This window comes from Mesorhizobium quangtriensis (assembly GCF_040081925.1).
In the GTDB taxonomy this organism is placed as follows: domain Bacteria; phylum Pseudomonadota; class Alphaproteobacteria; order Rhizobiales; family Rhizobiaceae; genus Mesorhizobium_K; species Mesorhizobium_K quangtriensis.
In genome coordinates this window covers 233,875-259,393 of sequence record NZ_JBEBMF010000003.1, presented here as the reverse complement: position 1 = coordinate 259,393, position 25,519 = coordinate 233,875, and the positions used below count along the sequence as shown (strand labels likewise).

The window sequence follows — 25,519 nt, the reverse complement described above, 5'->3', positions numbered from 1 at the left end:
GGTTCTGGCGCAATCTACCCTCTGACAGGCTTTTGCGACAGTTTGATTTCAAAAGGCTTGTAAAGCATAAGGATATGCGACAAACGCTGCCGAACGAACTGGCGGCACAGGCTGACGGAGCATCCCATGGCTGGCGGAACCATTCCCCATTTCCAGAACGACGGCGGCTATCCGGCGATCGATATCGGCGTGAAGGAATTCATGTGCGTCGGGGCCAACCCGCCCTACGACCATCCGCACGTCTTTCTGGACATGGGCGCGGATGCGGAAAAGGTCTGCCCCTACTGCTCCACGCTATACCGCTTCGACCACTCCCTTCACGCCGACGAAACGCGGCCGGCGAACTGTCTCTATCTCGATCAGGCCGCCTGACCGGATTTCATGGCTGAGGCACGGTCGCGGCAGGTCATCATTGCAGGCGGTGGCGTTGCCGGACTAACGGCGGCTCTTTCCTTCGCGATACGCGGCTATCCCGTCAGCGTGTTCGAACGCGCCCCGCGTCTGGACGAAGTCGGCGCGGGCCTGCAGCTTTCCCCTAACGCGACATGCATTCTCGATCGACTTGGCGTACTGTCCGGGCTTCGGAAAGCCGCTGTCCGGCCAGAAGCGGTGGTCCTGCGTGACGCGGCAAGTCTGGCCGAGCTTGGCAGGGTGCCGCTCGGCGCGGCTGCCGAAATACGCTGGAAAGCACCCTACCTGACCGCCCACCGGTCCGACCTGCAGGGCGCGCTTCTGGCGCACGTGCTGCGCGAGCCAGGCATCCAGTTCGTCACCGGTGCCACGGTTCGAGATGCCGCCCCTCACCCACTCGGCGTCACTGTTTCCGTCGAAACGGCAGGTCAGATCGAGAAGGTCTCGGGCATGATGCTGGTCGTCGCCGACGGCGTCTGGTCCGATCTTCGGCGGCTTGCCGGTGCGCGGACGAAGAGTAGCTTTGCGGGACAAGTTGCGTGGCGGCGCACCATACGGGCGGATAGCGCCGCCGGACGTGCTCTCGCAGCGATTGGTGCGGGAGGCGTCGTCAACGCGTTCCTCGCGCCCGGATTCCACCTGATTACCTACCCGGTCAAGGCGGGCAGCGCGCTGAATATCGTTGCCTTCACCAGCGGCCATCTCGCCACCGAGACCTGGGCGGCCACGATGGACAATGCGGTGTTGAAAAGCGCGATGCGCAACACAGCGCCGGCATTGCTCGCCCTCGCCGAGGATGTCGGCGAGTGGACCGTCTGGCCGATTTACAGCATGCCGTCAGGCCCATGGACCGCGCCCTCTGGCATCGCGCTGGTCGGCGACGCGGCGCACGCCATGACCCCTTACGCGGCGCAAGGGGCGGCGATGGCGATCGAGGATGCGGAAACCCTTGCCGGACATGTTCTCGCTCGGCCCAACAGCCTGTCCGCAGCGCTCGCAAGCTGGGAAACCGAACGCAGAAAGCGGATAGAAAAGGTCGCGCGTCGTGGAAGCTTCAATCGCTTCACCTGGCACGCCGCTGGACCGGTCGCCGTTGCCCGCAATCTGGCGCTGCGCTTGCAAAAGCCGGAAAAGCTCGCGTCCAGCCTGGACTGGCTGTACGGCTGGACGCCGCCGGAACGCTGAGCGCTGTTCCACAGGTCGAGCGACAGGCCGAGCGATTGCGGCAGCGGATTCCACCAGCCTGTGCGCAGACCAGCCTCTCGAAGCGCCTCCGCCGCCCAGGTGTTGCAGCCCAGAAGCGCGTTGAAACGACCGGTCGCTTCAAAGAAGGCGTCGTGCGCACCATAGGCCGCGTCCTCGATGGCAACGGGGCGTCCGTCCCCGCCACGCTGGAAGCTTGACTCGATGAAGGCGAGCAGCCGTTCAAACTCGTCCTTCGTCAGGTCGAAGGCGCGCACCGGGAAACCGGATTCTTCGATAGCCCCCGCGATGCCGACATGCATGACGGAGTGGTCGACCGTCAGCGCCTGAAATACTGGCCCTGCCCTCAGTTCGCTCCATGTCGGCGTCTCGATGTAAAAGGCCCGGCTGCCCCAGCCGAACACAAGGTATCGGACCCCGGGAAGCTCGATCGGCAGGTCAGCGCCAACCAGAGGCGAGAGACGCTCCACCGTCTCGGCGTCCAACGGTATGGCGATGTCGGTATGGATCGGGTTCGAAAGAACGAGGATTCTGCGCTCTACCGGCCCTATATCGGACACCGGCCATAATGGTCGCGGCACAAGAGCCCCAAGCGCGACCATCAAAAATATGACACCAATCGCGACCGAAAGCCAACGCACAGCTTTCATCGCCCGTCGGTCGCCTTGGCGGTACTGAGCCGCTCAGTGCAGTATCTGGCTCAGGAACAGCTTCGTCCGCTCGTGGCGTGGATGGTCGAAGAATTCGGCCGGCGTGTTCTGCTCGACGATCTGGCCTGCGTCCATGAAGATGACGCGGTTGGCGACCTTGCGCGCAAAGCCCATTTCGTGCGTCACGCACAGCATGGTCATGCCTTCTTCGGCGAGGCTCACCATCGTCTCCAGCACTTCCTTGATCATCTCGGGATCGAGCGCCGATGTGGGTTCGTCGAAAAGCATGATGCGTGGGTTCATGCAGAGCGAGCGGGCAATTGCCACGCGCTGTTGCTGGCCGCCCGAAAGCTGTCCGGGATATTTGTTCGCCTGCTCGGGAATCTTCACCCGCTTGAGGAAATGCATGGCGATCTCCTCAGCCTGCTTCTTCGGCATCTTGCGCACCCAGATCGGCGCCAGCGTGCAGTTCTCGAGGATAGTCAGGTGCGGGAAGAGGTTGAAGTGCTGGAAGACCATCCCAACCTCGCGCCGCACCTCGTCGATCTTTTTGAGGTCATTGGTGAGTTCCTTGCCGTCGACGATGATGCGGCCCTTCTGGTGTTCCTCCAACCGGTTGATGCAGCGTATCATTGTGGATTTGCCGGAGCCGGACGGCCCGCAGATCACGATGCGCTCGCCGCGCATTACCTTGAGATTGATGTCCTTCAGCACGTTGAACTCGCCGTACCACTTGGACATGCCGACAATCTCGACGGCCACATCCGTATCCGAGATGTGCATCTTCTGGGCATCGACCCTGATCTCTTCGGCGCTGACAGCGTTCTCGGTTGACATCGAAAATCCCTATCGTCTGTGGCCGGTGTCGAGCCGGCGTTCCATGTAGATCGAATAACGCGACATCCCAAAGCAGAACAACCAGAACACGATGGCTGCGAAGATAAGCCCGCTCCTGGCCGTCTGCGGCGTAGCCCAGTTGGCGTCGGTGAAGTTCTGCTTGACGATGCCCAGAAGGTCATACATCGAGATGATGAGCACCAGCGTTGTGTCCTTGAACATGCCGATGAATGTGTTGACGATGCCCGGTATGACCAGCTTCAGGGCCTGAGGCATCACGATGAGCCCCATCTTCTGCCAGTAGCCGAGGCCGAGCGAATCCGCGCCTTCGTACTGGCCCTTCGGGATCGCCTGAAGCCCGCCGCGAACCACCTCCGCCATATAGGCCGACGCGAAAAGAGCCACGCCGATCAACGCCCGCAGGAACTTGTCGAAGTTCATGCCCGGCGGCACGAACAGCGGCAGCATGAAGCTTGCCATGAACAGCACAGTGACCAGCGGAACGCCGCGTACGGTCTCGATGAAAATCACACAGATCAATTTGATGATTGGCATCTTCGAGCGTCGTCCGAGCGCCAGGATGACACCCAGCGGCAGAGATACCACGATGCCGACATAGGAGATCACCAGTGTGACGAGCAGGCCACCCCAGAGTGACGTCTCGACATAGGGAAGTCCGAAGAATCCTCCTACCAGCAGAACGAAGGCGACAAAGGGAAATACCCCAAAGAACAGGATCGCGTTGAGTTTCTTGTAAGGCGCGCTCGGGATCAGCAGCGGCGCCAATAGCGCCGTGAAGATGACGGCGGTCAGGATGACCCGCCAACGCTCCTCGATTGGATAGCGCCCGAACATGAACTGACCGAATTTCGCATTGACGAATGCCCAGCAGGCTCCAGACCAACCGGATGGCAGTGCCCCGCCCTGGTCAACGGTCAGGCAGGCCGTGCGATCAGTGCCGGTCCACACGGCATTGAATACCGACCAGCCCAGGACCTGCGGAAGAATCCAGGCGACGACGAGCGCGCAGAAAACGGTCAGCAGCGAATCGAGCGGCGTTGCGAACAGGTTCTTGCGTATCCAGGCGACGACGCCAGCCTCCGTCCGGGGCGGCGCTTCGGCAAGCGCCATTTCGGTGCGAACCCATGACATGTCATGTTCCTGCATGGGTCACCGCTCCTTCAGCGCCATCTTCGCGTTGAACCAGTTCATGAACAGTGAGGTCACAACGCTGATGCTGAGATAAATGACCATGAAGATGACGACGATCTCGATGGCCTGGCCGGTCTGGTTGAGGATCGTCCCGCCGATCGCATAGAGGTCCGGATACCCGACTGCGACGGCGAGCGACGAGTTCTTGGTCAGGTTGAGATACTGGCTGGTGAGCGGCGGAATGATTATGCGCAGCGCCTGGGGAATCACGACAAGACGGAGCACCTTTCCGGGATGCAGGCCGAGCGCCGACGCGGCCTCGCTTTGGCCTTTGCTGACGCCCAGAATGCCGGCACGCACGATCTCCGCGATGAACGCTGCGGTGTAGAAGGACAGCGCCAGGTAAAGCGACAGGAACTCGGGCTTCACGTTGAAGCCGCCAGTCAGGTTGAAGGTCCCGGCCTGCGGGAAGTCAAGCGTCAGCGGAAAGCCTGCCAGCACGAAACCGAGCAGCGGGAAGCCGACAATCAGCCCAAGACCGGTCCAGAAGACAGGGAACTGCTGGCCTGTCGCCAGTTGCCGAGCCTTCGCGCGCCGCGCCACGAACCACGTAAGGATGATGCCGACGGCAAGGCCTGCGAGGACGAGCCAAGCGCCCTGCTCCCAGATGAAGCGCGGGAAATAGAAGCCGCGGCTGTTGAGATAAGAGCCGAAGGGCAAGACGATGCTGTCGCGCGGTGCGGGCAGGATCGACAGCACGCCGAGATACCAGAAGAAGATCACCAGCAGCGGCGGGATGTTGCGGAATATCTCGACGTAGACCATCGCGATCTTGCGCAGGAGCCAGTTTCGGGACAGGCGCGCGACGCCAATGAGGAACCCGAGGATCGTCGCCGTGATGATGCCGGTGATTGCGACGACCAGTGTGTTCAGGATGCCGACTACCAGAGCCCTGCCATAGGTCGAGTCGGAGGTGAACGGGATCAGGCTGGTGGAGATGTCGAAGCCCGCGCGTCCGCGCAGGAAAGCGAAGCCGGTCGAGATGTTCGAGCGGCGAAGATTCTCGATGGTGTTGTCGACGATCCACCAAATGCCGAGCACGAGCAGCAGGACGAGCAGCACCTGGAAGAAGATGCTTCGAACCCTTGGATCGTAGAGGAGCGAGGTCCTGTTGGACTCTTGCGCCCGCGTCACGTCTTGAGCAGCCATAGAGGTTCCCCTTCTCCAAAGCTCAAAGGCCGGGGCGATTGACGCCCCGGCCTTTGCGTTGGATCAGCGGATCGGAGGACCGTATTGCAGTCCGCCTTTCGTCCACAGAGCATTGATGCCGCGCGAAATCTTGAGCGGGCTGCCGGAACCGACATTGTTCTCGAAGATCTCGCCGTAATTGCCGGTCGCCTTGATGATGTTGACGACCCAGTCATTCGTCAGGCCGAGGTCTGTGCCGATCTTGGTCTCGGCCTCGGTCCCGAGGATGCGCTTGATCTCGGGATTCGCCGAATTCTTCATTTCCTCGACATTTGCTTTGGTGACGCCGAGTTCTTCCGCGTTGAGCAGCGCGAAATAGGTCCACTTCACGATGTCGAACCACTTGTCGTCGCCCTGGCGCACGGCCGGGCCGAGGGGCTCCTTGGAGATGATCTCGGGCAGGACCACGTGGTCGGCCGGCGACGCCAAGGTCAGGCGAATGGCGTAAAGACCCGACTGGTCGGTCGTGTACGCGTCGCAGCGGCCGGAATCATAGGCTGCGTTGACCTCCTCGATCTTCTCGAAGACCACCGGATTGTATTCGAGATTGTTCGCCTTGAAGTAGTCCGCGAGGTTGAGTTCCGTCGTCGTGCCGGACTGCACGCAGACCGATGCGCCCGAAAGCTGTAGCGCGGAGTTCACGCCAGGCAGCTTGGCTGCGTTGATCATGAAGCCCTGGCCGTCATAGTAGGTAATGCCCGCGAAGTTCAGGCCAAGCGCTGTATCGCGATTGATGGTCCAGGTCGTGTTGCGCGAGAGGATGTCGATTTCGCCGGACTGGAGCGCGGTAAAGCGATCCTTCGCGCTGAGCGGCGTGAACTTTACTTTGGTGCCATCGCCGAAGACGGCCGCAGCCACGGCGCGGCAGAAGTCGACGTCGAGACCCGTCCAGTCTCCCTTGTCGTCCGGCGAGGAGAAGCCGGCCAGGCCGGTGTTGACGCCACACTGAACGAAACCCTTCGCCTTGATATCGTCGAGGGTGTCAGCCGATGCGGCGGAAGCCGCCAAGCCGAATGCCGCAGCGCCAAGAATGCCTGTGATGATATGTTTCATAACCCTCTACCCTTGTTGTTATCCGGTACGAGCCCTTACCGCGGGTCGGTCCTGGTCCGGCCCATTTCCGGATCAGCATCGCTTGTGCTGCGATGACGCCCACCCACGCATATTTGCATCGAAGGCGATTATTCCGACGAGGTCAAGCACAATGACAAACCCCGACAAGCGTTCGAAAAGAAAGGATTTCCTTGCCGCAAGGGCAAATTCAGCATCGAACAGCCAATGATCGGTGCAAAGGAAGTCGCGTCATCGTGATCGCCCCCACAGGACCAGTCTTTGACTAAAGTTTAAACCGTTCGGGACAGTTGCGCCGGCGTTCCCTCCATTCTACGTCCTGTGCCGATCCCCGTCGAAGGAGCAGACAACAGCATGGCAAAACGCATCCCGGAGAACGCCGGCATAAACACGCGCCTGGCGCACGGCGGCAACGATCCGCTCGACTACTTCGGCTTCATAAACCCGCCTGTCGTGCATGCCTCGACCGTCCTCTTCCCGGATGCCGCCGCGCTCGCGTCACGAGCACAGAAATACACTTACGGGACCCGTGGCACGCCGACGACAGACGCGCTGGCCGCCGCCATAGACGAGATCGAAGGGTCGGCCGGTACCGTCATCGTCCCATCCGGGCTGATGGCGGTAATCGTCCCATTGCTATCCTTCCTGTCAGCAGGCGATCACCTGCTGATCGTCGATTCGGTCTACTATCCCACACGGCATTTCGCCGACACGATGCTGCGTCGTTTCGGGATCGATGTCGAATATTACGACCCGCATATCGGTGCCGGCATCGCCGCGCTGATGAAGCCCAACACCAAGGTCGTGTTCACGGAATCGCCGGGCTCCAACACCTTCGAGGTTCAGGATATCCCGGCGATCGTGCAGGCGGCCCATGAAGGCGGTGCGGTCGTGATGCTGGACAACACATGGGCCACGGCGCTCTATTTCAAGGCGCTCGACTTCGGCGTGGATATCGTCATCCACGCGGCGACGAAATACCCCGCCGGCCATTCGGACGTTTTGCTCGGCACGGCATCGGCGAACCAGAAATGCTGGGAACGCCTGCACGAGACGTTCCTGACGCTCGGCTGTTCGGCAGGGCCTGACGATGTCTACCAGGTGCTGCGCGGCCTCAGGACGATGGGGGTCAGGCTCGAGCGCCACCAGCAGAGTACACTTGAGATCGCCCGCTGGCTCGAGCGACAGGAAGGCGTGGCTCGCGTCCTCTATCCGGCGCTGGAAAGCCATCCGGACCACGCGCTCTGGAAACGGGACTTTTCAGGCTCCAGCGGGCTGCTTTCGGTCGTCCTGGAAGGAGGAGGACAGGCGGAAGCGCATGCGTTCCTGAACGCGCTTGGCGTGTTTGGTCTCGGCTATTCCTGGGGTGGCTACGAGAGCTTGGCCACTCTTGTGTCGATCAGGGATCGGACGCTCGCCAAAGGCCCGTATGAGGGACCTCTCGTTCGCCTGCAGATAGGCCTCGAAGACGTAGAGGATCTGAAAGCAGACCTTGCGCTTGGATTATTGGCGGCACGCAACGCCGCCTGAAATCAAACGCGCTACGAAGCGTCGGCGCTCGTGTTGTGCGCCTGGTCCTCGGCCGCGTCCTCGAGCTTGGCAGCAATCAGGTCTTCGAGGTCACCGACCTCTTCCTCGATATCCTCGATGCGAACGCCCGCGCTCGCGGCCTGTTCGGCGCATTCCTTGGCCAGAATTCCAGCCTTCTGCTCGACGGGCTCGACAGCGCCGGGATCGCGCGGAGGCTGGACCTTCTCGCTGATCCATTCCTGCAAAAACTCGATTGCCTTTTCGGTCATCTCTGCCTCTGGCCCCTAGCGAGCCCAAAAACCTGCGCCATCAACGCTTTCGGCGCAAAAAGGATGCTCCATTACGCGCGCCCGGCATCGTCTTCGATGCAACGAATATCGGGAATGTCGTGGAGATCGCGGTCATATAAGGGGTTAGCCGACCGGTTGAAAGGGGGCATTCCGCTTGAAACACTGTTTACTTGGTCAAGCGGTCATGCCGTCGGGGAATTGTCAGTAATTCGCTCCCGCAGGCACTCTGTAGCCCACTCTGGGGCAAATTCCCGCGTCCACGGCACGCCAACCGCATGGTGCGCCGGTGCTCATCATCGGTGGCGGAGGCGCCTGGTAAAACAAGCCTCCGGACTGGCAGCCGGACAGCGTCAGAACCGCAGCGAACATTGTCAGGGAGATAAAGGAGCGCATTGTATTGCCCTTTCAAAGGGACGGTATTGCAATTCAACCGGCCTGGCGATGCCGCCAGTCGGCCGCGAGATTTTTCGGTCGATGGCCGTAGGTCCATTCCACCTGAACACGTCCCTCGGCATCCTGGATCAGGACCAAGGCCTCGTAGCCAAGCTTTCCGGCCTCATAGGCAGCAGGAACGGCGGCGCCCACGGCCTCGTCCCGAGTCGAATAGAATGGATAGTCAACGCCATTGCATTTGACTTTCCAATTCAAGCCGTCCGGCATGACCACATACGCCATGCGCTGCATCAATCCACCCTCATGTCCCTGCAGCCAGTTTACATATGTCCTGCCTGCCGTCCAGTTGCGCCAAGACCCATCCTTATCAGTAATTTGCCGCCTCCCGAATTCCCACAGCGCACCCTATGCACAATAAAGAATGCGACCGAAGAAGCGGCGCTCCCGGAGGACCGACAATTACTCACCAACGATCCCCGAAAAACATCGTCCGGGAACAAATTGGGGCATCGGCCGCGGAGCGATTCGTCCGCGTGTGGAAGCGAGCGTCCCGACGGAGGAAGAGTGGGAGAAGTATTCCAACAGGAAGGTTATTGGCGATCCCGGCAGGGCTCGAACCTGCGACATCCAGCTTAGAAGGCTGGCGCTCTATCCAGCTGAGCTACGGGACCGGCTATCGGCTATTCCCGGCCCAAGGCGGCACGTACTCTAGTGCGTCCAGGGCGTCCTGCGGTCATAACGGAAATTGTCCGAGTAGGAAATCTGCCTGCGCTTGGTTTCCTTGGGCTCCTGCACCCGATAGGAAATCGCGTTCTTCTCGGCGTAGGCGATGGCCTCATCCTTCGTCTCGAAGGTCAGCCTGATCTGGCTCTTCATGTCGCGCGAGGAGGTGTAGCCCATCAGGGGATCGATCTTGCGGGGCGTCTCGGGATCGAATTCCAGTACCCAAAGACCAGTCTTGGCCTTTCCCGACTGCATGGCGGTCTTTGCGGGGCTGAAGATGCGGGCTGACATGGCTGCGTTCCTAACCAGGCGTTGACTGTACTGGCAAAATGATTCTTCGTACCGGTAAAAAATGTGGTCGGGTTGGTATGACGGATCACATATCGTACCGCTTCAACCATTCGGGCTCATATCATCCATGAAAGCGGAAATGTCCAGCGCGGCTGGCGCGAGCGTGCTTCGCATCAGGCTGCCTATGCACCTCCCACCCCGGGCACTGCTGTCGATGTACGTGGGCACGGAATTGTGTGGCCCCGTAGTTAACCCTCATGTGACGATGTGATTGCGACCGACGAGGGCATGCATGCCGGACTTTGTTCAGAAGGTTGCAAGGAATATCCGCCGCACCGGCATCATGCCGCGCGTATACGACGTGTTAGGCCGCACCGACGCTTCGGCGGTGCAGGATCTTCTGAAAATCCTTAGGCCTGTGGTCCCCGTAGCCGATTTGATCAGGATCGGGCCCCAAGGTGACGGAGGTTACCTCGTCCCGGACGATCTGGACGGCATCGACTACGCCTTCTCGCCGGGTGTCGACAGGGAATCAGGATTTGAGGTCGACCTGGCTGAACGCGGCGTGGACGTCTTCATGGCCGACTATTCAGTCGATGGTCCCGCGCAGGATCACCCCCGCTTCAACTTCGTAAAGAAATTCCTCGGTAGCTATACAACCCCCACACAAATCACCTTGGCGGATTGGGTACGGTCGTCGGTGGGCGACCATGCCGGCGACCTCCTGCTCCAGATGGACATAGAGGGCTTCGAGTATGAGGTTCTGATGAATACGGACGATGCCCTGCTGAAGCAGATGAGGATCATCGTCCTTGAACTGCATGAGGTCGGACGGCTCTTCGAGCGAGGTCGGTTCTTCGTGTTCCAGGCTTTCTTCGCGAAGCTGCTACGCAATCACCATGTCGTTCATATCCATCCGAACAACTGCTGCGGCTCGATCAAGGTCGATGGCGTCGAACTTCCGCACATCCTGGAAATGACGCTTTATCGGCGGGATCGGCCTGTGGGCGGTTATTGCCGCGGACCGTTCCCTCACCCTCTGGACGTCAAGAATGTTGGCTCGCGTCCCGACCTCGTGCTGTCCGCAAACTGGTACAGTGCTGAATGACCGGCCGTGAAAGCTCCGAAAACCCAAGATACCACCGCGGCGCCAAGGCGATTTTTGGTTCTTCGAGCTAAGCGCCGCAAACCGTATCCGGCAATGGTCGGAGTGGCAGGATTCGAACCTGCGACCCCCTGATCCCAAATCAGGTGCGCTACCAGGCTGCGCTACACTCCGTCGCGTGGGTGCGCAGTGCCTAGAGTTTTCGGACCAGGAACGCAACCGGAAAAGCGTGGCACGGGAGAGGATGTTACGATTCGTCGTCTCGCCGCTGCCGTGCCGACAGTTCGGTTCCTAGAGATCGAGGTCACCCTGCCCGCTATCCAGGGTGGTTACCGTCTGCGCAGCCAATGCGCGCGTGATGCGGCTCTTCTGCTCCAACGCCGCCCTGTCGAGCCGTTCCACGACATCGATCGCGGTAGACAGCGACCGCTCGATGCGCCTGACCAGAAACTGGACGACATGCGGCTCCACCTGCACCTGCCGGTCGGCGAAGAGTTTCGTGATGACGGCGGCGAGCAGATGGTCGTCCGGCTCCAGTATTTCGACGGTCGCAGCCGCCTTCAGCCTGGAGGCAAGATCGGGAAGTTTCACGCCCCATGCGGACGGAAAACGCCGCGACGTAAGCAACACCTGTGTCCCGGCGGCGCGAGCGGCATTGATGAGGTGAAAGAGACCGTGCTCGTCGAGCGCCATGTCCGCATCGTCGATGGCGACCGGATGTTCGAGCTGCGCCTCTTCCAGTTCGGCTTCAATGCGGTCGGCGTCGATAAACACCGCATTGGCGGCATCAGCCCATATGGAGGCGAGGTGCGATTTTCCGGACCCTGCAGGACCGGCAAGCACTACCACAGGCACCGGCCAGTCGGGCCATGCGTCGATGAGAGCGACCGCCTGCCTGTTGGCGTCGGAGACGACCAGTTCTTCGCGTGAATGGCCTGGGCGGTGAGCCAGGTCGAGTGGAATTTGCCGGGGCGGGTCGGACGGCATTTCCTGGGTCAGGACCTGTCGGCCTTGACGGAGGCCTTCCGGCTCACCGGCAGCTTGGGCTTTACGATGACCACGTCGATGTCAGGCGTTTCAACCGGCTCGGGGTGCCCGGTGTAGAGCGGCGACTCCAGATAGCGGGAAAGGGCGAAGCGTACGAGAACGGCAACGATCGCCGCCGCCGGCACAGCGACAAGAAGGCCGACGAAGCCGAAGAGCGCGCCGAAAGCAAAAAGCGCGAACATCAGCCAGACAGGATGCAGCCCGACGCTTTTACCCACGAGCCTCGGCTGGAGGATGTTGCCCTCAATGAACTGCCCGGCAAAGAAAACGCAGGCAACCGCCGCGACCATGATCCAGTCCGGCCAGAACTGGACGAATGCCACGCCCACTGCCAGCACGAGACCGACGATCGAGCCGACATAGGGGATGAAGCTGATCAGCCCGGCGAAGAGGCCGATCAGGATGCCGAAATTCAGGCCGGTCAGCGTCAAGCCGATCGCGTAGAAGATGCCGAGTATGAGGCAGAGCGTGCCCTGCCCGCGTACGAAGCCAGCGGTCGCGGCGTTGATGTCAGTCGCAATTGTGCGAACCGTCTCGACATGGTCGCGCGGCACCCAGCTGTCGACTTTTGCGACCATGCGGTCCCAGTCGAGCAGCATGTAGAACGCGACGACGGGGGTCACCACGAACAGGCCAGCGATGCTGAACAGGGCGACACCGGAATTCCAGATCGACTGGAAGATCGTGGTGAAGAAGCCCATGCTCGCCGTTACGAGAGAATTCAATCCATTCTGCAGGCTCTCGGCATCAAGTCCGAAACGCTGTTCGAGCCATTGCGGGCTGAAGCCCGTGATCAGCCCCTGAAACTGCGTGAGATAGTAAGGCAGCTTTTCGAGGAAATCGGCCAATTGCGACGCTAGTACCGGCACGAGAATCACCATTGCCGTCGCGAAAACCACGATAAACGCGAGCAGGATCAGGAAGGTCGACGCCGTCCGCGAAAGACCCAACCGCTCCAGCCTGTCGGCGACAGGGTCAAGGAAATAGGCAAGCGCCATTCCGGCAACGAACGGCAGCAAAATGTTGCTGAACAGGTAGAGAAACGCTGTCAGAAGCGCGGCAACGATCAGCCAGAAACGAATCTGCCGCCGAAAATTCGCGGCAACCATCGCCTCGGCGATCTCGTCCATCTCATCGTCCGGCTTGTGGACCGCCTTCGCCATGGGTGTTCATGTGCCTCGACCAGGTTACGAGATAGGCCCCCGCCGAAGCCACGGTCAAGATACCGGAGACGATTATCAGCGCCGGCCTCATTGGTCCGAAAGTGGTCGCGAAGGCCAGTTCCGCCAAAACGACACCGGCCAATGCAATCTGGGCAGCGGTGTTGACCTTGGAGACCATCAGCGGCCGAACTTCGACTGGACTGCCCATCAGCGAGGACAGAAAAATCGCCAGCACGATAAGTGCGTCGCGGCTCACCGCAGCGACCACCAGCCATAGCGGCAACTGGCCGAGAACACCCAACACCACGAACACGCTGACCAGAAGCAGTTTGTCGGCGGCCGGGTCGAGGTAGCTTCCGAGCCTCGAACGCTGGTTGAAACGTCGCGCGATTAAACCATCCACGCCGTCGGAAATGCCGGCGATCACGAAGCCGGCAAAGGCCATCATCCACTCCCCGGTCAGCAGCCAGTAGACCACGGCCGGCACCAGCAGGAACCGCGCGACGGTGATCATGTTGGGTACGGTCACGCCTCCGGTCCTCCTTCCCGCGCGGTGCATCCAGATACATGGTCCGGGTTGCCCGTGGCCGCAAGGTTCGGCGCCTCTCCACGGGATTGGGGCGGTTGACTTCTTGCGGGTGTGTCCCGTTCATGCGAAGAGCCGCGACAACGATCCAACGGACTGGAGCGATGATCAAGAACGGCCTCACCTATGCCGAAGCGGGCGTCGACATCGATGCCGGCAACCTCATGGTCGAAAAGATCAAGCCCGCCGTGCGCTCAACGCGACGCCCTGGCGCAGACGGAGAGATCGGCGGGTTCGGCGGTCTGTTCGACCTGAGGGCTGCGGGATTCTCGGACCCCGTCCTCGTGGCGGCCAATGACGGTGTCGGCACCAAGCTCAAGATTGCAATCGACGCGGGCAAGCATGACACGATCGGGATCGACCTCGTCGCGATGTGCGTCAACGACATCGTCGTGCAGGGTGCCGAGCCGCTGTTTTTCCTCGATTATTTCGCCACGGGCAAGCTCGATCCCGAGCAGGGTGCCGCGATCGTCGGCGGCATCGCCGAGGGTTGCCGTCAGGCCGGCTGCGCGCTGATCGGCGGCGAGACGGCAGAGATGCCCGGCATGTATCACGGCAACGACTACGACCTCGCCGGCTTCGCCGTCGGCGCCGCCGAACGTGGCCAGCTTCTGCCTACAGACGATATCGTCGAGGGCGACGTGCTGCTCGGGCTGGCGTCGTCCGGCGTTCACTCGAACGGCTTTTCGCTCGTCCGGCGCATCGTCGAGATGTCCGGGCTGAAGTGGTCGGATGCCGCGCCCTTCGCAGATGGACAGACGCTCGGCGAGGCCTTGCTTGAGCCGACGCGCATCTACGTGAAACCCTTGCTGCAGGCGATCCGCGGGACGCACGGCATCAAGGCTCTCGCGCATATCACGGGCGGCGGCTTCCCGGAAAACATCCCGCGTGTTCTGCCCAAGGACTTTTCCGCCGAACTCGACCTCGACATGATTCCTGTTCCGCCGGTATTCGGCTGGCTGGCGAAGACTGGCGGCGTCTCGGCAACTGAGATGATGCGCACCTTCAACTGCGGCGTCGGAATGGTGCTCGCGGTGGCCGCTGGACAGGCAGCGCAGGTCGCAGCGGTCCTGCAGGAAGCCGGCGAAACCGTCACGCCGATCGGCCGTATCGTTCCCCGGCGCGACACCGGTGTCATCTATCGGGGATCGATCGTCCTATGACCGGCCAGCGCAAACGCGTCGCGATCCTGATCTCCGGCCGCGGAACCAACATGGCGCGGCTGATCGAAGCTTCCGCTGACAGTTCCTATCCGGCCGAGATCGTCGCCGTCATTTCCGACGTGGCCGAAGCGCCCGGGCTGGTCTTCGCCGCCGGCAAGGGCATTGCGACCGCATCGATCCCGCGCAGCGGCTATTCCAGCAAGGAAGCGCACGACGCGGCAATCGATGCGAACCTGCACGACATTGGCGCCGAAATCGTCTGCCTTGCGGGCTACATGCGCCTCCTGACGGTCCGCTTTGTCGAAGCCTGGGAAGGCCGGCTCATCAACATCCACCCCGCCCTTCTGCCATCTTTCAAGGGGCTGGACACGCATCGCCGGGTGCTCGAGGCTGGCGTTCGAATCCATGGTTGCACGGTGCATTTCGTCACTGCCGAAATGGATGGCGGCCCGATCATCGCGCAGGCCGCTGTGCCTGTGCTCACAGGCGACACCGAGTCAGACCTTGCGGCTCGCGTGCTGAAGGCCGAGCACGAACTCTATCCGCTTGCCCTGAAGCTGGTCGCCGAAGGCAAGGTGGCGATGGCCGATGGCCGTACCGTCTTCACCAATTTCAACGAAGGGGCGCGGGACGGCAGTGCCCGCCTGTTCTCTCCCGCTTCATGGGGCGAAGACCTGGACCTCGAGGCTCTGGCCCGCTTCACGCCCTGAGCGTGCTAGGCAAAAGCCCGGCCCTCTTCCGTCCGCTGGAAATAGATCAGGTCAAGCGAAGGCGCATCCTTGCCCAGGCCCGTCAGGATCGAATGCGCCTGGCCGCGATGGTGGGTCTGGTGATTGAAAAGATGCGCCAGCGCCGGCGCCAGTCGCTGCGAGATCGTGCGCATGTCGGTCACCGTCATGTAGGTAAAGCGCCCGGCCATCTGCTTTTCGGTCAGCGAGCCGATCCAGTCGGCCAAGCGCCTGTCTTCCGCTTCTCGGGCGACGCGAAGCTTCGCGAAATCGATGTAGAGGATGGTGTCGAGCGCCGAGGGGGCCTCACCTTCGCCGGTAAAGCGCTTCAGCCAGATGCGGTCGGTCACCAGGAGATGGTTGAGCGTGCCGCGCATGGATTTGAAGAAAGCGCCGACGTCGCGGGCAAATTCCTCCTTGGTCAGCGCACCGGCCGCCTCGTACACGCGCTGGTTGGCCCAGGCGTTGTAGGCGGCAAACATCGTGAAATGCTGTTTCAAAGGCTTCCTCTCCCCGCGCGCATTCGCAATAGTATTGTTCTTAGAACCCTATGGATGCCGAGCCAATGACAATCCTGCTTTACGATCTCGTCGGCGAAGACCATGCGCGCCCGTTCAGCCCACATTGCTGGAAGACAGCGATGTCGCTGGCGCACAAGGGCCTCCCGTTCCGTAGCGTGCCGACGCCGTTCACCGCCGTCCCGTCGGTCGAGGGCGGCGTCTCCAAAACGATCCCGGTTATCCGCGACAGCGACACGGTAGTGGCGGACTCGTTCGATATCGCGCTCTACCTCGACGCCACATATCCCGACCGCCCAACGCTTTTCGGCGGCAAGGGCGGAGAGGCGATGGCGCGCTTCATCGAGCGCTGGTCGCAGCTAACCATCCATCCCTATTTGGGAGCGTCTGCGCTGACCGACATTCATGCGCGCCTTGCGCCAGTCGACCAGGCCTATTTCCGCGAGAGCCGCGAGCGCCGCTATGGCAAAACGCTGGAGGCGGTCGCAGCTCCGCGCGAGGAAGGGTTGTCTGCCTTCCGCGCATCGCTAGAGCCGCTGCGCAGCATGCTGACCTACCAGCCGTTCATTGGCGGTGAGGCGCCCCTCTACCCCGACTACGTGGTATTCGGCGCCTTCCAGTGGGTGCGCATCATGTCACCGTTCAAGGTGCTTGAGGGCAGCGATCCTGTAACCCACTGGTTCGAACGCCTGCTCGATTTCCATGGCGGCCTCGGGCGCAGCGTCGCGGCGGCCTGAACCGGCGCTTTTGCGACGCAGGGTCCCGCGCTTGGCAAGGCTGGCGGCTGCCTGTATAGAGCCGCCACCTTTCCCAACAACACAGGAATACAACATGGCGATCGAACGCACCTTCTCGATGATCAAGCCGGATGCGACCCGGCGTAACCTCACCGGCGCGATCACGAAGATGCTCGAGGATGCAGGCCTGCGCGTCGTGGCGTCCAAGCGCGTGTGGATGAGCAAGCGCGAGGCCGAAGGCTTCTACGCAGTCCACAAGGAACGCCCGTTCTTCGGCGAGCTCGTCGAGACCATGACGTCCGGCCCGACGATCGTTCAGGTCCTGGAAGGCGAGAACGCCATCCTCAAGAACCGCGAAGTGATGGGCGCGACGAACCCGGCCAATGCCGATGCGGGCACCATCCGCAAGGTCCACGCCGTTTCGATCGGCGAGAACTCCGTGCACGGCTCGGACGCGCCGGAAACCGCTGCTCAGGAGATCAAATACTGGTTCTCCGACACCGAGATCGTGGGCTGAGGTATTGATTCCGTCGGCCGCTCCAAGCGGCTGATCCAGAACGAAAAAAGCCGGCGGTGATCGCCGGCTTTTTTTGTCCTGACTTGTGTCAGCCTTCGTTCGAGAAGCGCGCCAGATCCTTGCCCTGGGCATCGACGAGGAAGAGCTTCCCCTCATCGTTGAAGCGGAAGCTCGCGGTCTTTTCGAGCGCTTCGTGGAAGCGGCGTTCCTGATCCATGATCGCATCCGGACAGGCCATCATGGTGCTGCCAGCCTTGCCGAAGGTGATCTTCTCGCCATCGATGGTCGCCTGCGAGAAATAGCCGTTGCAGCCCCCGCGACCGGTAACGCTGCCGTCCTCGGCTATGCTCAGCGTCGTTTGCGCATCATCGATGACGCCCTTGCCGCCGATGTCTTCTGCAAGCCACGTGGTGTCGAACAGCGTTGGCGCTGGTGGCGGGGCGGCATCCTGGTCGACCTTCCGGAGTACAAGCTGCACCGGTTCGCGCTTGGTGGGATCGACCGAATGGCGCTCGTCGTTGATGAACCACAGCTTGTTATCGACGGTGATACGCGCCTGGACGGCGTAGTTTACCTGCGGCCGGATAACTGCGGAGTCGAATAGCAGCTTGAACTTGATCGGCACTTGCCCGGCAGGATCAATCGTCTGCTCGGCGATCACCGACGCGGGCGCGTCGGCCAGCGAAACGTCGGCGAGTTGTACGGTAAGTACCGCGTTGGGTGGCAGCGCGATCCGCTCGCGATAGGAAACCTCTCCGACGATCTCCACCTCCTCGGCGAGGGCCGCTCCCGGCATCAGCAAGCCGCCGAGCGCGAGAGGCGCAATGCCGAAAAGGATCAGTTCCGCCAATTTTCCCAGCATGCTCACTCCTCCTATCCAGCCCAACGGTCACCCACGATTGAGTCTGTTCCGTGGCCGCATACGCTTATTTTCTCCAGCGTTGCGCGGCCACGTCGTCACTTATCCGTGCATCCACCCAGCCTCCCTCGCCGCCATCGACAAGATGCTCCTTCTTCCAGAAGGGCGCGCTGGACTTCAGGTAGTCCATCAGGAACTCCGCCGCCTCGAAAGCCGCCCGCCTATGCTTCGATGCGGCCACGACGAGCACAATATTCTCGCCCGGCCTGACCTTGCCGTGGCGATGAATGGCGACCAGTCCTTCCAGAGGCCAGCGCTCCACAGCCTGCAGCGCAATTCGGCCGATCTCGGCCTCGGCCATGCCAGGATAATGTTCGAGTTCGAGCGCGGCGAGCGTTCCGGCCTCGTCCCGGCAAATGCCTGAAAACGTGACGATCGCCCCGATGTCGGCATTGCCTTGCCGCAGACCGTCGATCTCGGCGGCAACGTCGAAGTTTTGCGCCTGAATGCGAACGACCGGCACGACTGCCATGCTGTCAGCCGCCCGTCATCGGCGGAAACAGCGCGATCTCGCCGGCACCGGCGATGCGTGTGTCATGATCGACATGCTCGTGGTTGATGGCGACCCGGATCACCTCGGGGTGACGAAGCGCGTGCTCGTATTCCTCGCCCCGCCCCTTCAGCCAGAGCAGAAGGTCCCTGACCGTCTGGACATTGGCCGGCAACTCGACCGTTTCGTCCGGCTTGCCGATCCGTTCGCGCACCCAGGCGAAATAGACGAGCTTCGTCACCTCACTCGTCCATGATGTGCTTGGCGCCGGCGCGGAAATAGTCGTAGCCGGTGTAGAGCGTCACGATAGCGGCGATCCAGAGCAGGACGATTCCGGTTTCCGTCGCATAGGGAACGATCTTGTCCAGCGCCGGACCGGCGAGCAGCACGGCGATGGCGATCATCTGGATGGCCGTCTTCCATTTGGCGAGTTGGGTGACGGGAACGCTGACCTTCAGCGCGGCCAGATACTCGCGCAGGCCGGAAACGAGGATTTCGCGGCACAGGATGATGATAGCGGCCCAGAGCGTCCAGCCGGCGATTGTGCGGTCGGTGTCGGCCGCCAGCAGCAGCAGGCAGGTGGCGACCAGCAGCTTGTCGGCGATCGGATCGAGCATGCGACCGATATTCGATTGCTGCTGCCAGGCGCGCGCCAGATAGCCGTCGAAATAGTCGGTGATGCTCGCCGCGATAAAGATCACCAGTGCAGACCAGCGCGCGAAGTCGCTCGACTGCAGCTTTCCCTCGAGGAAAAAGCAAAGCACCACCAGCGGAACGGCAAGAATCCGTCCGTAGGTCAGCATGTTCGGCAGGTTGAACGCCTGTTTGGCCATGTGTTCCGCTCTATCCAGCCGTACTGAAATCAGATCGCGATGTAGGGGGTCAACTGGTCAAAGTCGATGGACAAGGCCCTTTTGCCGCGGAAATCGATCAATTTTCGTGGAAATGGTTGTAGACGATACGCGCGACGGTCTCAGATATCCCGTCCACGGCCATCAGGTCGTCGATCGCGGCATTGCGCACCGCCTTGGCGGTGCCGAAGGCCAGCAGCAATGCCCTCTTCCGAGTCGGACCGATTCCGGCGATCTCGTCCAGCGGGTTTTTGGTCATCTCCTTCTTGCGCCTTGCGCGGTGTGAGCCGATCGCGAAGCGATGCGCCTCGTCGCGCAACCGCTGCACGAAATAGAGCACGGGATCGCGCACCGGCAGCGTGAACCCGCCCTTGCCTTTCGTGAAAAACTGTTCGCGGCCGGCCTCACGGTCGCGCCCCTTGGCGACGCCGATCGCCACCACGCGATCCTCGACCCCCAGTTCGGACAGCATCTGGCGCACGGCCGTCATCTGCCCCTGCCCCCCGTCGATTAGTATAACGTCAGGCCAAGCCGGGAACGCCGCCTTTTCCTCATCTTCCCCGCCGGCCGGCTCGTCGCCATGTTCCTTGATCAGACGCGAGAAGCGGCGCTGCATGACCTCGCGCATCATCCCGAAATCGTCGCCGGGCGTGATGTCGGTCGAGCGGATGTTGAACTTGCGGTACTGGTTCTTCACGAAGCCTTCCGGCCCCGCCACGATCATCGCACCGACGGCGTTCGTTCCCATGATGTGAGAGTTGTCGTAGACCTCGATGCGGCGTGGAATAGCGGCCAGACCGAATGTCTGTGCGAATCCGTCGAGCAGCCGCGCCTGCGTCGAGGTTTCGGCCAAGCGCCGCCCGAGCGCTTCACGGGCATTCTGCAGTGCTTGGTCGACGAGATCCTTCTTCTCGCCGCGCTGGGGCACCATGATCGAGACCTTGTGCCCGGCCCGGGTGGCGAGCGCCTGCTCCAGAAGGTGTTCTTCTTCCACCTTGTGCGACAGCATGATCGTACGCGGACAAGGCTTGTCGTCGTAGAACTGCGCCAGGAAGGACGAGAGCACCTCCTGCGCCTCCAGCGCCGGATCGGCCTTGGGGAAATAGGCGCGATTGCCCCAGTTCTGGCCGGTGCGGAAAAAGAAGACCTGTATGCAGATGTGGCCACCTTCCAGATGGATGGCGAAGACGTCCGCCTCCTCCACGCCCTGCGGGTTGATGCCCTGATGGCTCTGGACGTGGCTGAGCGCGGCGAGGCGGTCGCGATAGACAGCCGCGCGCTCGAAATCGAGGTCTTCCGCCGCCTGCTGCATCTGCTCCGAAATCTCGGACTTCACTTTCTGGCTGCGGCCCGACAGGAAGTCCTTCGCCTCCACGACCAGTTCGTCGTAGTCGCCGGCCGAAATCTCGCCCGTGCAGGGGCCGGAGCAGCGCTTGATCTGGTAGAGCAGGCAGGGGCGCGTGCGGGTCTCGAACACCGAATCCGTGCACGTGCGGAGCAGGAATGCACGCTGCAGCGAATTGATGGTGCGGCCGACCGCTCCGGCCGAGGCAAACGGTCCGAAATAGTCGCCCTTTTGCGAGCGTGCACCCCTGTGCTTGAAGATGCCGGGCGACGGATGGTTGCCTGTCAGGACGATGTACGGAAACGACTTGTCGTCGCGCAAAAGCACGTTGAAGCGTGGCCGTAACCGCTTGATCAGGTTGGCTTCCAGCAGAAGCGCCTCGATCTCCGTGCGCGTGACGACGAATTCCATCGTCGCCGTCTCGCGCACCATGCGGCCGATGCGGTTGGTGTGGAACCGACCGTTGGCGTAGTTGGTGACGCGCTTCTTCAGGCTGCGCGCCTTGCCGACATAGAGCACGTCTCCGGCGGCGTTCATCATGCGGTAGACGCCCGGCGCGTTGGGCAGGCGCTTCACCAGCGTCTGGATGACCTCCGGGCCGACCTTGCCATCAGCATCGCCGGCATGCGCGCTCCAGTCGATCGCGGTGAAGGCGGCGTCGATGGCGGGAGACTGCTCCACGACCTCCTCGGCAGCGCCATCCTCGTCGCCCAGGTCGTCACTGGCCGCATCGCCGGCTATGAAGCCCGCAATGTCGTCCGCTGCCTCGGCGTCGTCGCCGTATTCCGGTCTGGGTCTCGGACTCATTCCACCATGCCTGTCACATCAGGCGTCTGCCACGCAAGATGCTGGCCGCCGTCGAGGGCGATCATCTGACCGGTGACGGATCGGGCGTCCCAGAGATAGCGGATCGTCGCTCCGAACTCGGAAAGCTCCGGCCCGCGCCGCAGCAGCAGCCCGTCGACCTGGGCCTCGAAGTCGTGAGGGTCCTGCCGCACATTGGCCAATGCGGGACCCGGGCCGATCGCATTCACCCTGATGCGAGGCGCAAGCGCCTGCGCCATCGTCTGCGTCGCGCTCCACAGCGCCGATTTGGAGAGCGCATAGGAAAAAAAGCGGGGCGTCGGCCGCCAAACGCGCTGGTCGATGATGTTGACGATCAGCCCCTCTTTTCCTTCAGGCAACGCTTCCGCAAACCGGCGCGCCAGCATGGCGGGCGCGACGACGTGAACGGCAAAATGCCTTTGGGCGACTACAGGATCGAAGGTCTCTATCGAATCGTCCTCGAAGATCGAAGCGTTGTTCACCACGAGGCCGATGTCGCCCAGCAGAGCCGAAGCCGCGCCGATCAGTCCATCGACGGCTCGGGCGTCCATCAGGTCCGCCTGAACGACTGCCGTCCTTGCGCCTGCCTTCTGCAAATCCTCGGCCAGGGAATTGGCCTCGGCGCGCGACCTGCTGCAATGGATCGCGACGGCGAAGCCATGCGCGGCAAGGTCTTCGACGATCGACCGACCGATGCGCCTTGCCCCGCCCGTCACAAGTGCAGTCTTCGGTGCTCCCGCCATGCGTCAATCCCTGTTGCTTCCATCCGGAGCTCGCCGCGAACCGACATCCGGGCGATTTATTAAAATCCGTTCTTTCTTTTGACGGCTTTGTGGCGAAATGCCCTTTTGTGCCGCTGCGGAATACGCTTCGGCATCATGCGCAGGCATAGACTATATAGGACGCGCAACGCCTTGCACCAAGCGGCCTGCAGCCTTTTCGGGCAATCACTCCTGACAGGGACTGTTGCAGGACCGCAACGCCAAGCTTCAGCCTCAATCGTGCCGGGCAATGACCCCATTTCATCTTCCTTGGAGCCACAATTCGCAAGCAAGTTCGGAACTGTCAGGCACCCGGTCCGTTTCTCCCGCCTCGGACTGATGCCTATTGGAAGCCACGTGTCCTGTGGTCATGGAGTTAAGAATGAAGAATAATCGCAAGTTCGCCCGTCCGGCCGTCGCCGCTCTCGGGCTGGTGGCCCTGCTCGGCACGATCCCCGCCCACGCCGCAGACGCCGTCATGGAAGTCCCGGAGGCCCCTGCAGCGCCGATGGTTGAGCCCCCGCTCAACACCTGGTCCGGCGCCTATGCTGGTGTGTCTCTCGGTTACGCCTTCTCCGGCGATACCGACTTGAACGACGGTATAAGCAACACGATTGGAACCGACGGCTTCCTGCTCAATGGCTTCGCCGGCTACAACTGGCAGGCCGGCAACATCGTCGCCGGCGTTGAAGGCGACGCAGGTTACAACTGGGCTGACGGCTCGAACGCCGGCGCAACATCTGATGCCGGCGCGGAAGGCTCTCTGAGGGCCCGTCTCGGCTACGTCGTATCGCCGAACGTCCTTCTTTACGCCACGGCCGGTGGCGCAGCGAAGAGCCTCGAGGTCTCCGATAGCTTCGGCGCCAACGACAAGAATACCATGATCGGCTGGACTGCCGGTGCCGGTGCGGACGTCATGGTTACGGAGAACGTCTTCGGTCGCGTCGAATACCGCTACACCGACTTCGGCAGCGACACCTACAATCTGACGCTGCCGACCGAGGTCGACGCGAAGGATCATCGCATTTCCGTCGGCCTCGGCATGAAGTTCTGATACCGACTGCATTTCGACATGACCGGGCGCTTCGGCGCCCGGTTTTGTTTTGTGCGCAGGTATCAGCGCGGAAGCAGTGCCCTCAGTTCCGGGTGCTTCTGGTCAAAGCGCGCCATCCAGCGCTTGAGACGCGCCCTGCCCTTCTCCCATTGTCCGGCAAAGCGAAGCTCGAGGTAGCCGAGCGCGGCGCGCAGTGCGATGTGGCCGGTGTTAATTTTGCTGCCAAGCTTCGGCGGGTTGGCGTTCAGCACGTCGAGCGCCCGAAGCACCTTGCCCCATTGCTTGTCGAGCCATGGCTGATGGACGATTTCCTGCGGCCGTCCCCGGCGTTCATAGACATGCGCGAGAGCGCAATCGCAGATGCCGTCCGCCAGCGCCTCCAGCCTCTCCGCCTCCGTGCGCTTCGCCGGATTGCGCGGGAAAAGTTTGTTCCCCGAGACGCGGTTCAGATACTGGGTGATGGCGCGGCTGTCGAAAATCGTCTCGCCGTCGTCGGTTAGCAAAACCGGTATCTTGCCCAGCGGATTGGCCTTGAGGAATTCCTCGGTCGGGTTCGATGTCTCCGTCGCTACGGCCTCGACCGCGATGCCGGCATGCGCAGCCGCCATGAGGACCTTGCAGCTATAAGGCGAAGCGGACGAGACAAGGACTTTCGGCATCGGGGTTCCTCTAATTGGGCCGCAAGCACAGGATAATCCGGCCCGCGACTGCGTGGACAAATTGCCTGGTCTATCCGCCCCTGACCGGCGGCATGACGACGTTCGGCAGCCTGCAATCGCGCCGGTCGATTTCGGGGCACGAGCGGAATTTCAGGTCCTTGCTCATGCAGATGCGCACCTCGCGCAGATAGTGCCGGTCGCAGGTGACCGCGACGGCGTCGTTCGGAAGCGAAGGATTAGCCGTCAGAAAGGCGCGTTCAGCTTCATCTGGATCGAGAGTCATATACCCGTCTGGACGGCGGAAGCGCGCCGGGATGGCGACGGTTTCGCGGGCGGCGCGCAAGACCGCGAAATAGTCGTCCTGGTCCAACCCCGAACAGGAGCCGTGCTTGCGCCACTGGTGGCGGATCAGGCCGGCTGACGGCATCAGGTCGTAGAGCGACCGCAGGGTGGCGTTCGACACGTCCCGCTCGTCGGTCGGGCAGTTTTCCGGGAAGCCGCGCTGGAATTGCGGCCACAGCCCATGCACAACGAAGGCGTATGGCCGGCCGCTCTCGCACTGCTGGCGGTTGGCCTCTCCGCCCTCGGCTTCGCAATAGCTGGGCGACCAGGACAACGACAGGATATAGAAATCGAAGCCCGACCCGACCGGCACCGTCGGCGATGTCGGCTTGCCAGCCGGCATTGTCTGGACAATGGACGTGTTAGGCTTTGTGTCGGACGCCGGTGTTTCGCTTTCCTGGCTGCAGGCGGCGAGAAGAATCGCGGCAAACGCCGCAAACAGCCCGCACCGCATCATGTCACGGAAATCAGCGCAGGACGCGGCAGCGCCCGTCGTAGACATACCAGCGGTCGAAGCCGGAGACGCAGAACTCGACATTGTCGCCGACCGAGGCAAAGCCCTGCCCTTCCTCGATCAGGTACCAGATGTCGCGGCTGCTCGCGTCAGAGAGAACCACCTGCGCGCCACAATAGGTGCGGCCGATCGGGCGATCCTCCTGCGCGGGCAGATAACGGCGCTCCTGGATGTTTTGGAAATCGGTGATCGCCACCTGTGGAAGGTTGGGCACATGCCTTACCTGATAGGCGAAGCGGCTGGTGATGCGGTTCAGCACCCAAGCCTTTCCGCACACGCCCGAATCCCCGACATATCCGCCAAGGTCCGCCGCCTTGAGCGACGGCACCGCCCCGATCGAGGCGGAAACGGCCAGAAGCGCTGCAAGGATCGGGCGGGTCAGGCGTGACATGGACA

The 25,519-nt window shown here is 61.8% G+C and carries 29 protein-coding genes, 2 tRNA genes and 1 pseudogene; 9 read left to right on the top strand and 23 right to left on the bottom strand.

Annotation, left to right across the window (positions count from 1 at the left end):
* Nucleotides 1-126: 126 nt before the first annotated feature.
* Nucleotides 127-372 (top strand): zinc-finger domain-containing protein, encoded by a 246-nt coding sequence (locus ABMA32_RS17030; RefSeq protein WP_349015006.1) that lies wholly within the window; start codon nucleotides 127-129, stop codon nucleotides 370-372.
* Nucleotides 373-381: 9 nt separating this feature from the next.
* Nucleotides 382-1,596: an FAD-dependent monooxygenase gene (locus tag ABMA32_RS17025; protein WP_349015005.1), complete on the top strand. Its 1,215-nt coding sequence runs from the start codon at nucleotides 382-384 to the stop codon at nucleotides 1,594-1,596.
* Between the two features lie 32 nt (nucleotides 1,597-1,628).
* On the opposite strand, the pseudogene ABMA32_RS17020 reads toward ABMA32_RS17025, so the two are convergent.
* The 5 genes and pseudogenes from ABMA32_RS17020 to ABMA32_RS17000 all read right to left on the bottom strand — a co-directional run.
* Nucleotides 1,629-2,216, bottom strand: a pseudogene (locus tag ABMA32_RS17020) (TIGR02117 family protein); the annotation flags it as partial.
* Between the two features lie 81 nt (nucleotides 2,217-2,297).
* Nucleotides 2,298-3,101: an amino acid ABC transporter ATP-binding protein gene (locus ABMA32_RS17015; protein WP_349015004.1), complete on the bottom strand. Its 804-nt coding sequence runs from the start codon at nucleotides 3,099-3,101 to the stop codon at nucleotides 2,298-2,300.
* 9 nt (nucleotides 3,102-3,110) lie between these two features.
* Nucleotides 3,111-4,268: an amino acid ABC transporter permease gene (locus ABMA32_RS17010; protein ID WP_349015003.1), complete on the bottom strand. Its 1,158-nt coding sequence runs from the start codon at nucleotides 4,266-4,268 to the stop codon at nucleotides 3,111-3,113.
* Nucleotides 4,269-4,271: 3 nt separating this feature from the next.
* Nucleotides 4,272-5,462 carry an amino acid ABC transporter permease gene (locus tag ABMA32_RS17005; RefSeq protein WP_349015002.1) on the bottom strand — a complete coding sequence of 397 codons (1,191 nt, stop codon included), beginning with the start codon at nucleotides 5,460-5,462 and terminating at the stop codon, nucleotides 4,272-4,274.
* A gap of 63 nt (nucleotides 5,463-5,525) precedes the next feature.
* Nucleotides 5,526-6,554: an amino acid ABC transporter substrate-binding protein gene (locus ABMA32_RS17000; protein WP_349015001.1), complete on the bottom strand. Its 1,029-nt coding sequence runs from the start codon at nucleotides 6,552-6,554 to the stop codon at nucleotides 5,526-5,528.
* 372 nt (nucleotides 6,555-6,926) lie between these two features.
* Between ABMA32_RS17000 and ABMA32_RS16995 the strand changes: the two genes are divergently transcribed.
* Nucleotides 6,927-8,102 (top strand): cystathionine beta-lyase, encoded by a 1,176-nt coding sequence (locus ABMA32_RS16995; RefSeq protein ID WP_349015000.1) that lies wholly within the window; start codon nucleotides 6,927-6,929, stop codon nucleotides 8,100-8,102.
* Nucleotides 8,103-8,113: 11 nt separating this feature from the next.
* Here the strand turns inward: ABMA32_RS16995 and ABMA32_RS16990 are convergent, their stop codons facing one another.
* The 4 genes from ABMA32_RS16990 to ABMA32_RS16975 all read right to left on the bottom strand — a co-directional run bounded on the left by ABMA32_RS16990 (nucleotide 8,114) and on the right by ABMA32_RS16975 (nucleotide 9,799).
* Nucleotides 8,114-8,371 (bottom strand): DUF768 domain-containing protein, encoded by a 258-nt coding sequence (locus ABMA32_RS16990; protein WP_349014999.1) that lies wholly within the window; start codon nucleotides 8,369-8,371, stop codon nucleotides 8,114-8,116.
* Between the two features lie 447 nt (nucleotides 8,372-8,818).
* Entirely contained in the window at nucleotides 8,819-9,079 is a 261-nt protein-coding gene (locus ABMA32_RS16985; RefSeq protein WP_349014998.1) for a DUF2188 domain-containing protein, read from the bottom strand.
* A 300-nt stretch (nucleotides 9,080-9,379) separates the two neighbouring features.
* A tRNA-Arg gene (locus ABMA32_RS16980) sits at nucleotides 9,380-9,456 on the bottom strand.
* Between the two features lie 37 nt (nucleotides 9,457-9,493).
* Complete coding sequence (locus ABMA32_RS16975) at nucleotides 9,494-9,799, bottom strand: ETC complex I subunit (RefSeq protein WP_349014997.1); 306 nt, start codon at nucleotides 9,797-9,799, stop codon at nucleotides 9,494-9,496.
* Nucleotides 9,800-10,091: 292 nt separating this feature from the next.
* On the opposite strand from ABMA32_RS16975, the gene ABMA32_RS16970 reads away from it, so the two are divergent.
* On the top strand, nucleotides 10,092-10,907 hold the full coding sequence (locus tag ABMA32_RS16970; RefSeq protein WP_349014996.1) for an FkbM family methyltransferase: 816 nt from the start codon (nucleotides 10,092-10,094) through the stop codon (nucleotides 10,905-10,907).
* Between the two features lie 94 nt (nucleotides 10,908-11,001).
* Here the strand turns inward: ABMA32_RS16970 and ABMA32_RS16965 are convergent.
* The 4 genes from ABMA32_RS16965 to ABMA32_RS16950 form a co-directional block, all read right to left on the bottom strand.
* A tRNA-Pro gene (locus ABMA32_RS16965) sits at nucleotides 11,002-11,078 on the bottom strand.
* A 117-nt stretch (nucleotides 11,079-11,195) separates the two neighbouring features.
* The gene (gene hdaA / locus ABMA32_RS16960; RefSeq protein ID WP_349014995.1) at nucleotides 11,196-11,891 is read right to left on the bottom strand and encodes a DnaA regulatory inactivator HdaA; all 696 of its coding nucleotides are present in this window, start codon (nucleotides 11,889-11,891) and stop codon (nucleotides 11,196-11,198) included.
* An 8-nt stretch (nucleotides 11,892-11,899) separates the two neighbouring features.
* Complete coding sequence (locus ABMA32_RS16955; RefSeq protein WP_349014994.1) at nucleotides 11,900-13,114, bottom strand: AI-2E family transporter; 1,215 nt, start codon at nucleotides 13,112-13,114, stop codon at nucleotides 11,900-11,902.
* Nucleotides 13,083-13,643, bottom strand: coding sequence for a CDP-alcohol phosphatidyltransferase family protein (locus tag ABMA32_RS16950; protein WP_349014993.1), 561 nt, complete (start codon nucleotides 13,641-13,643; stop codon nucleotides 13,083-13,085). Before ABMA32_RS16950 ends, ABMA32_RS16955 begins: the two co-directional genes overlap by 32 nt.
* Nucleotides 13,644-13,804: 161 nt before the next feature.
* On the opposite strand from ABMA32_RS16950, the gene purM reads away from it, so the two are divergent.
* Nucleotides 13,805-14,863: a phosphoribosylformylglycinamidine cyclo-ligase gene (gene purM / locus ABMA32_RS16945; RefSeq protein WP_349014992.1), complete on the top strand. Its 1,059-nt coding sequence runs from the start codon at nucleotides 13,805-13,807 to the stop codon at nucleotides 14,861-14,863.
* Nucleotides 14,860-15,573, top strand: coding sequence for a phosphoribosylglycinamide formyltransferase (gene purN, locus ABMA32_RS16940; protein ID WP_349014991.1), 714 nt, complete (start codon nucleotides 14,860-14,862; stop codon nucleotides 15,571-15,573). Before purM ends, purN begins: the two co-directional genes overlap by 4 nt.
* 5 nt (nucleotides 15,574-15,578) lie before the next feature.
* Here the strand turns inward: purN and ABMA32_RS16935 are convergent, their stop codons facing one another.
* Nucleotides 15,579-16,091: a DinB family protein gene (locus ABMA32_RS16935; RefSeq protein WP_349014990.1), complete on the bottom strand. Its 513-nt coding sequence runs from the start codon at nucleotides 16,089-16,091 to the stop codon at nucleotides 15,579-15,581.
* Between the two features lie 65 nt (nucleotides 16,092-16,156).
* Between ABMA32_RS16935 and ABMA32_RS16930 the strand changes: the two genes are divergently transcribed.
* Both ABMA32_RS16930 and ndk read left to right on the top strand, forming a co-directional pair.
* On the top strand, nucleotides 16,157-16,846 hold the full coding sequence (locus tag ABMA32_RS16930) for a glutathione S-transferase family protein (protein ID WP_349014989.1): 690 nt from the start codon (nucleotides 16,157-16,159) through the stop codon (nucleotides 16,844-16,846).
* Between the two features lie 94 nt (nucleotides 16,847-16,940).
* Nucleotides 16,941-17,363, top strand: coding sequence for a nucleoside-diphosphate kinase (gene ndk / locus ABMA32_RS16925; RefSeq protein ID WP_349014988.1), 423 nt, complete (start codon nucleotides 16,941-16,943; stop codon nucleotides 17,361-17,363).
* An 88-nt stretch (nucleotides 17,364-17,451) separates the two neighbouring features.
* Here the strand turns inward: ndk and ABMA32_RS16920 are convergent, their stop codons facing one another.
* The 6 genes from ABMA32_RS16920 to ABMA32_RS16895 form a co-directional block, all read right to left on the bottom strand.
* On the bottom strand, nucleotides 17,452-18,225 hold the full coding sequence (locus ABMA32_RS16920) for a YbaY family lipoprotein (protein WP_349014987.1): 774 nt from the start codon (nucleotides 18,223-18,225) through the stop codon (nucleotides 17,452-17,454).
* A gap of 64 nt (nucleotides 18,226-18,289) precedes the next feature.
* Complete coding sequence (locus tag ABMA32_RS16915) at nucleotides 18,290-18,754, bottom strand: molybdenum cofactor biosynthesis protein MoaE (RefSeq protein ID WP_349014986.1); 465 nt, start codon at nucleotides 18,752-18,754, stop codon at nucleotides 18,290-18,292.
* A 4-nt stretch (nucleotides 18,755-18,758) separates the two neighbouring features.
* Nucleotides 18,759-19,013 (bottom strand): molybdopterin converting factor subunit 1, encoded by a 255-nt coding sequence (gene moaD, locus ABMA32_RS16910; RefSeq protein WP_349014985.1) that lies wholly within the window; start codon nucleotides 19,011-19,013, stop codon nucleotides 18,759-18,761.
* Between the two features lies 1 nt (nucleotide 19,014).
* On the bottom strand, nucleotides 19,015-19,605 hold the full coding sequence (gene pgsA / locus ABMA32_RS16905) for a CDP-diacylglycerol--glycerol-3-phosphate 3-phosphatidyltransferase (RefSeq protein WP_349014984.1): 591 nt from the start codon (nucleotides 19,603-19,605) through the stop codon (nucleotides 19,015-19,017).
* Between the two features lie 97 nt (nucleotides 19,606-19,702).
* Nucleotides 19,703-21,775 (bottom strand): excinuclease ABC subunit UvrC, encoded by a 2,073-nt coding sequence (gene uvrC, locus ABMA32_RS16900; RefSeq protein ID WP_349014983.1) that lies wholly within the window; start codon nucleotides 21,773-21,775, stop codon nucleotides 19,703-19,705.
* Nucleotides 21,772-22,536, bottom strand: coding sequence for an SDR family oxidoreductase (locus tag ABMA32_RS16895; protein WP_349014982.1), 765 nt, complete (start codon nucleotides 22,534-22,536; stop codon nucleotides 21,772-21,774). The genes uvrC and ABMA32_RS16895 overlap by 4 nt, the downstream gene beginning before the upstream one ends.
* A 400-nt stretch (nucleotides 22,537-22,936) precedes the next feature.
* Between ABMA32_RS16895 and ABMA32_RS16890 the strand changes: the two genes are divergently transcribed.
* On the top strand, nucleotides 22,937-23,608 hold the full coding sequence (locus ABMA32_RS16890; protein ID WP_349014981.1) for an outer membrane protein: 672 nt from the start codon (nucleotides 22,937-22,939) through the stop codon (nucleotides 23,606-23,608).
* A 62-nt stretch (nucleotides 23,609-23,670) separates the two neighbouring features.
* Here the strand turns inward: ABMA32_RS16890 and ABMA32_RS16885 are convergent, their stop codons facing one another.
* The 3 genes from ABMA32_RS16885 to ABMA32_RS16875 form a co-directional block, all read right to left on the bottom strand.
* The gene (locus tag ABMA32_RS16885; RefSeq protein WP_349014980.1) at nucleotides 23,671-24,267 is read right to left on the bottom strand and encodes a glutathione S-transferase family protein; all 597 of its coding nucleotides are present in this window, start codon (nucleotides 24,265-24,267) and stop codon (nucleotides 23,671-23,673) included.
* Between the two features lie 70 nt (nucleotides 24,268-24,337).
* Nucleotides 24,338-25,111: a ribonuclease T2 family protein gene (locus tag ABMA32_RS16880; RefSeq protein WP_349014979.1), complete on the bottom strand. Its 774-nt coding sequence runs from the start codon at nucleotides 25,109-25,111 to the stop codon at nucleotides 24,338-24,340.
* Complete coding sequence (locus ABMA32_RS16875) at nucleotides 25,077-25,514, bottom strand: hypothetical protein (protein WP_349014978.1); 438 nt, start codon at nucleotides 25,512-25,514, stop codon at nucleotides 25,077-25,079. Before ABMA32_RS16875 ends, ABMA32_RS16880 begins: the two co-directional genes overlap by 35 nt.
* Nucleotides 25,515-25,519: the final 5 nt, after the last annotated feature.

Coding starts and splice junctions, on each gene's coding strand:
- ABMA32_RS17030 (WP_349015006.1), top strand. CDS start 127: ATGGCTGGCGGAACCATTCCCCATTTCCAGAACGACGGCGGCTATCCG.
- ABMA32_RS17025 (WP_349015005.1), top strand. CDS start 382: ATGGCTGAGGCACGGTCGCGGCAGGTCATCATTGCAGGCGGTGGCGTT.
- ABMA32_RS17015 (WP_349015004.1), bottom strand. CDS start 3,101: ATGTCAACCGAGAACGCTGTCAGCGCCGAAGAGATCAGGGTCGATGCC.
- ABMA32_RS17010 (WP_349015003.1), bottom strand. CDS start 4,268: ATGCAGGAACATGACATGTCATGGGTTCGCACCGAAATGGCGCTTGCC.
- ABMA32_RS17005 (WP_349015002.1), bottom strand. CDS start 5,462: ATGGCTGCTCAAGACGTGACGCGGGCGCAAGAGTCCAACAGGACCTCG.
- ABMA32_RS17000 (WP_349015001.1), bottom strand. CDS start 6,554: ATGAAACATATCATCACAGGCATTCTTGGCGCTGCGGCATTCGGCTTG.
- ABMA32_RS16995 (WP_349015000.1), top strand. CDS start 6,927: ATGGCAAAACGCATCCCGGAGAACGCCGGCATAAACACGCGCCTGGCG.
- ABMA32_RS16990 (WP_349014999.1), bottom strand. CDS start 8,371: ATGACCGAAAAGGCAATCGAGTTTTTGCAGGAATGGATCAGCGAGAAG.
- ABMA32_RS16975 (WP_349014997.1), bottom strand. CDS start 9,799: ATGTCAGCCCGCATCTTCAGCCCCGCAAAGACCGCCATGCAGTCGGGA.
- ABMA32_RS16970 (WP_349014996.1), top strand. CDS start 10,092: ATGCCGGACTTTGTTCAGAAGGTTGCAAGGAATATCCGCCGCACCGGC.
- hdaA (WP_349014995.1), bottom strand. CDS start 11,891: ATGCCGTCCGACCCGCCCCGGCAAATTCCACTCGACCTGGCTCACCGC.
- ABMA32_RS16955 (WP_349014994.1), bottom strand. CDS start 13,114: ATGGCGAAGGCGGTCCACAAGCCGGACGATGAGATGGACGAGATCGCC.
- purM (WP_349014992.1), top strand. CDS start 13,805: ATGATCAAGAACGGCCTCACCTATGCCGAAGCGGGCGTCGACATCGAT.
- purN (WP_349014991.1), top strand. CDS start 14,860: ATGACCGGCCAGCGCAAACGCGTCGCGATCCTGATCTCCGGCCGCGGA.
- ABMA32_RS16930 (WP_349014989.1), top strand. CDS start 16,157: ATGACAATCCTGCTTTACGATCTCGTCGGCGAAGACCATGCGCGCCCG.
- ndk (WP_349014988.1), top strand. CDS start 16,941: ATGGCGATCGAACGCACCTTCTCGATGATCAAGCCGGATGCGACCCGG.
- ABMA32_RS16920 (WP_349014987.1), bottom strand. CDS start 18,225: ATGCTGGGAAAATTGGCGGAACTGATCCTTTTCGGCATTGCGCCTCTC.
- ABMA32_RS16915 (WP_349014986.1), bottom strand. CDS start 18,754: ATGGCAGTCGTGCCGGTCGTTCGCATTCAGGCGCAAAACTTCGACGTT.
- pgsA (WP_349014984.1), bottom strand. CDS start 19,605: ATGGCCAAACAGGCGTTCAACCTGCCGAACATGCTGACCTACGGACGG.
- uvrC (WP_349014983.1), bottom strand. CDS start 21,775: ATGAGTCCGAGACCCAGACCGGAATACGGCGACGACGCCGAGGCAGCG.
- ABMA32_RS16895 (WP_349014982.1), bottom strand. CDS start 22,536: ATGGCGGGAGCACCGAAGACTGCACTTGTGACGGGCGGGGCAAGGCGC.
- ABMA32_RS16890 (WP_349014981.1), top strand. CDS start 22,937: ATGAAGAATAATCGCAAGTTCGCCCGTCCGGCCGTCGCCGCTCTCGGG.
- ABMA32_RS16885 (WP_349014980.1), bottom strand. CDS start 24,267: ATGCCGAAAGTCCTTGTCTCGTCCGCTTCGCCTTATAGCTGCAAGGTC.
- ABMA32_RS16880 (WP_349014979.1), bottom strand. CDS start 25,111: ATGTCTACGACGGGCGCTGCCGCGTCCTGCGCTGATTTCCGTGACATG.
- ABMA32_RS16875 (WP_349014978.1), bottom strand. CDS start 25,514: ATGTCACGCCTGACCCGCCCGATCCTTGCAGCGCTTCTGGCCGTTTCC.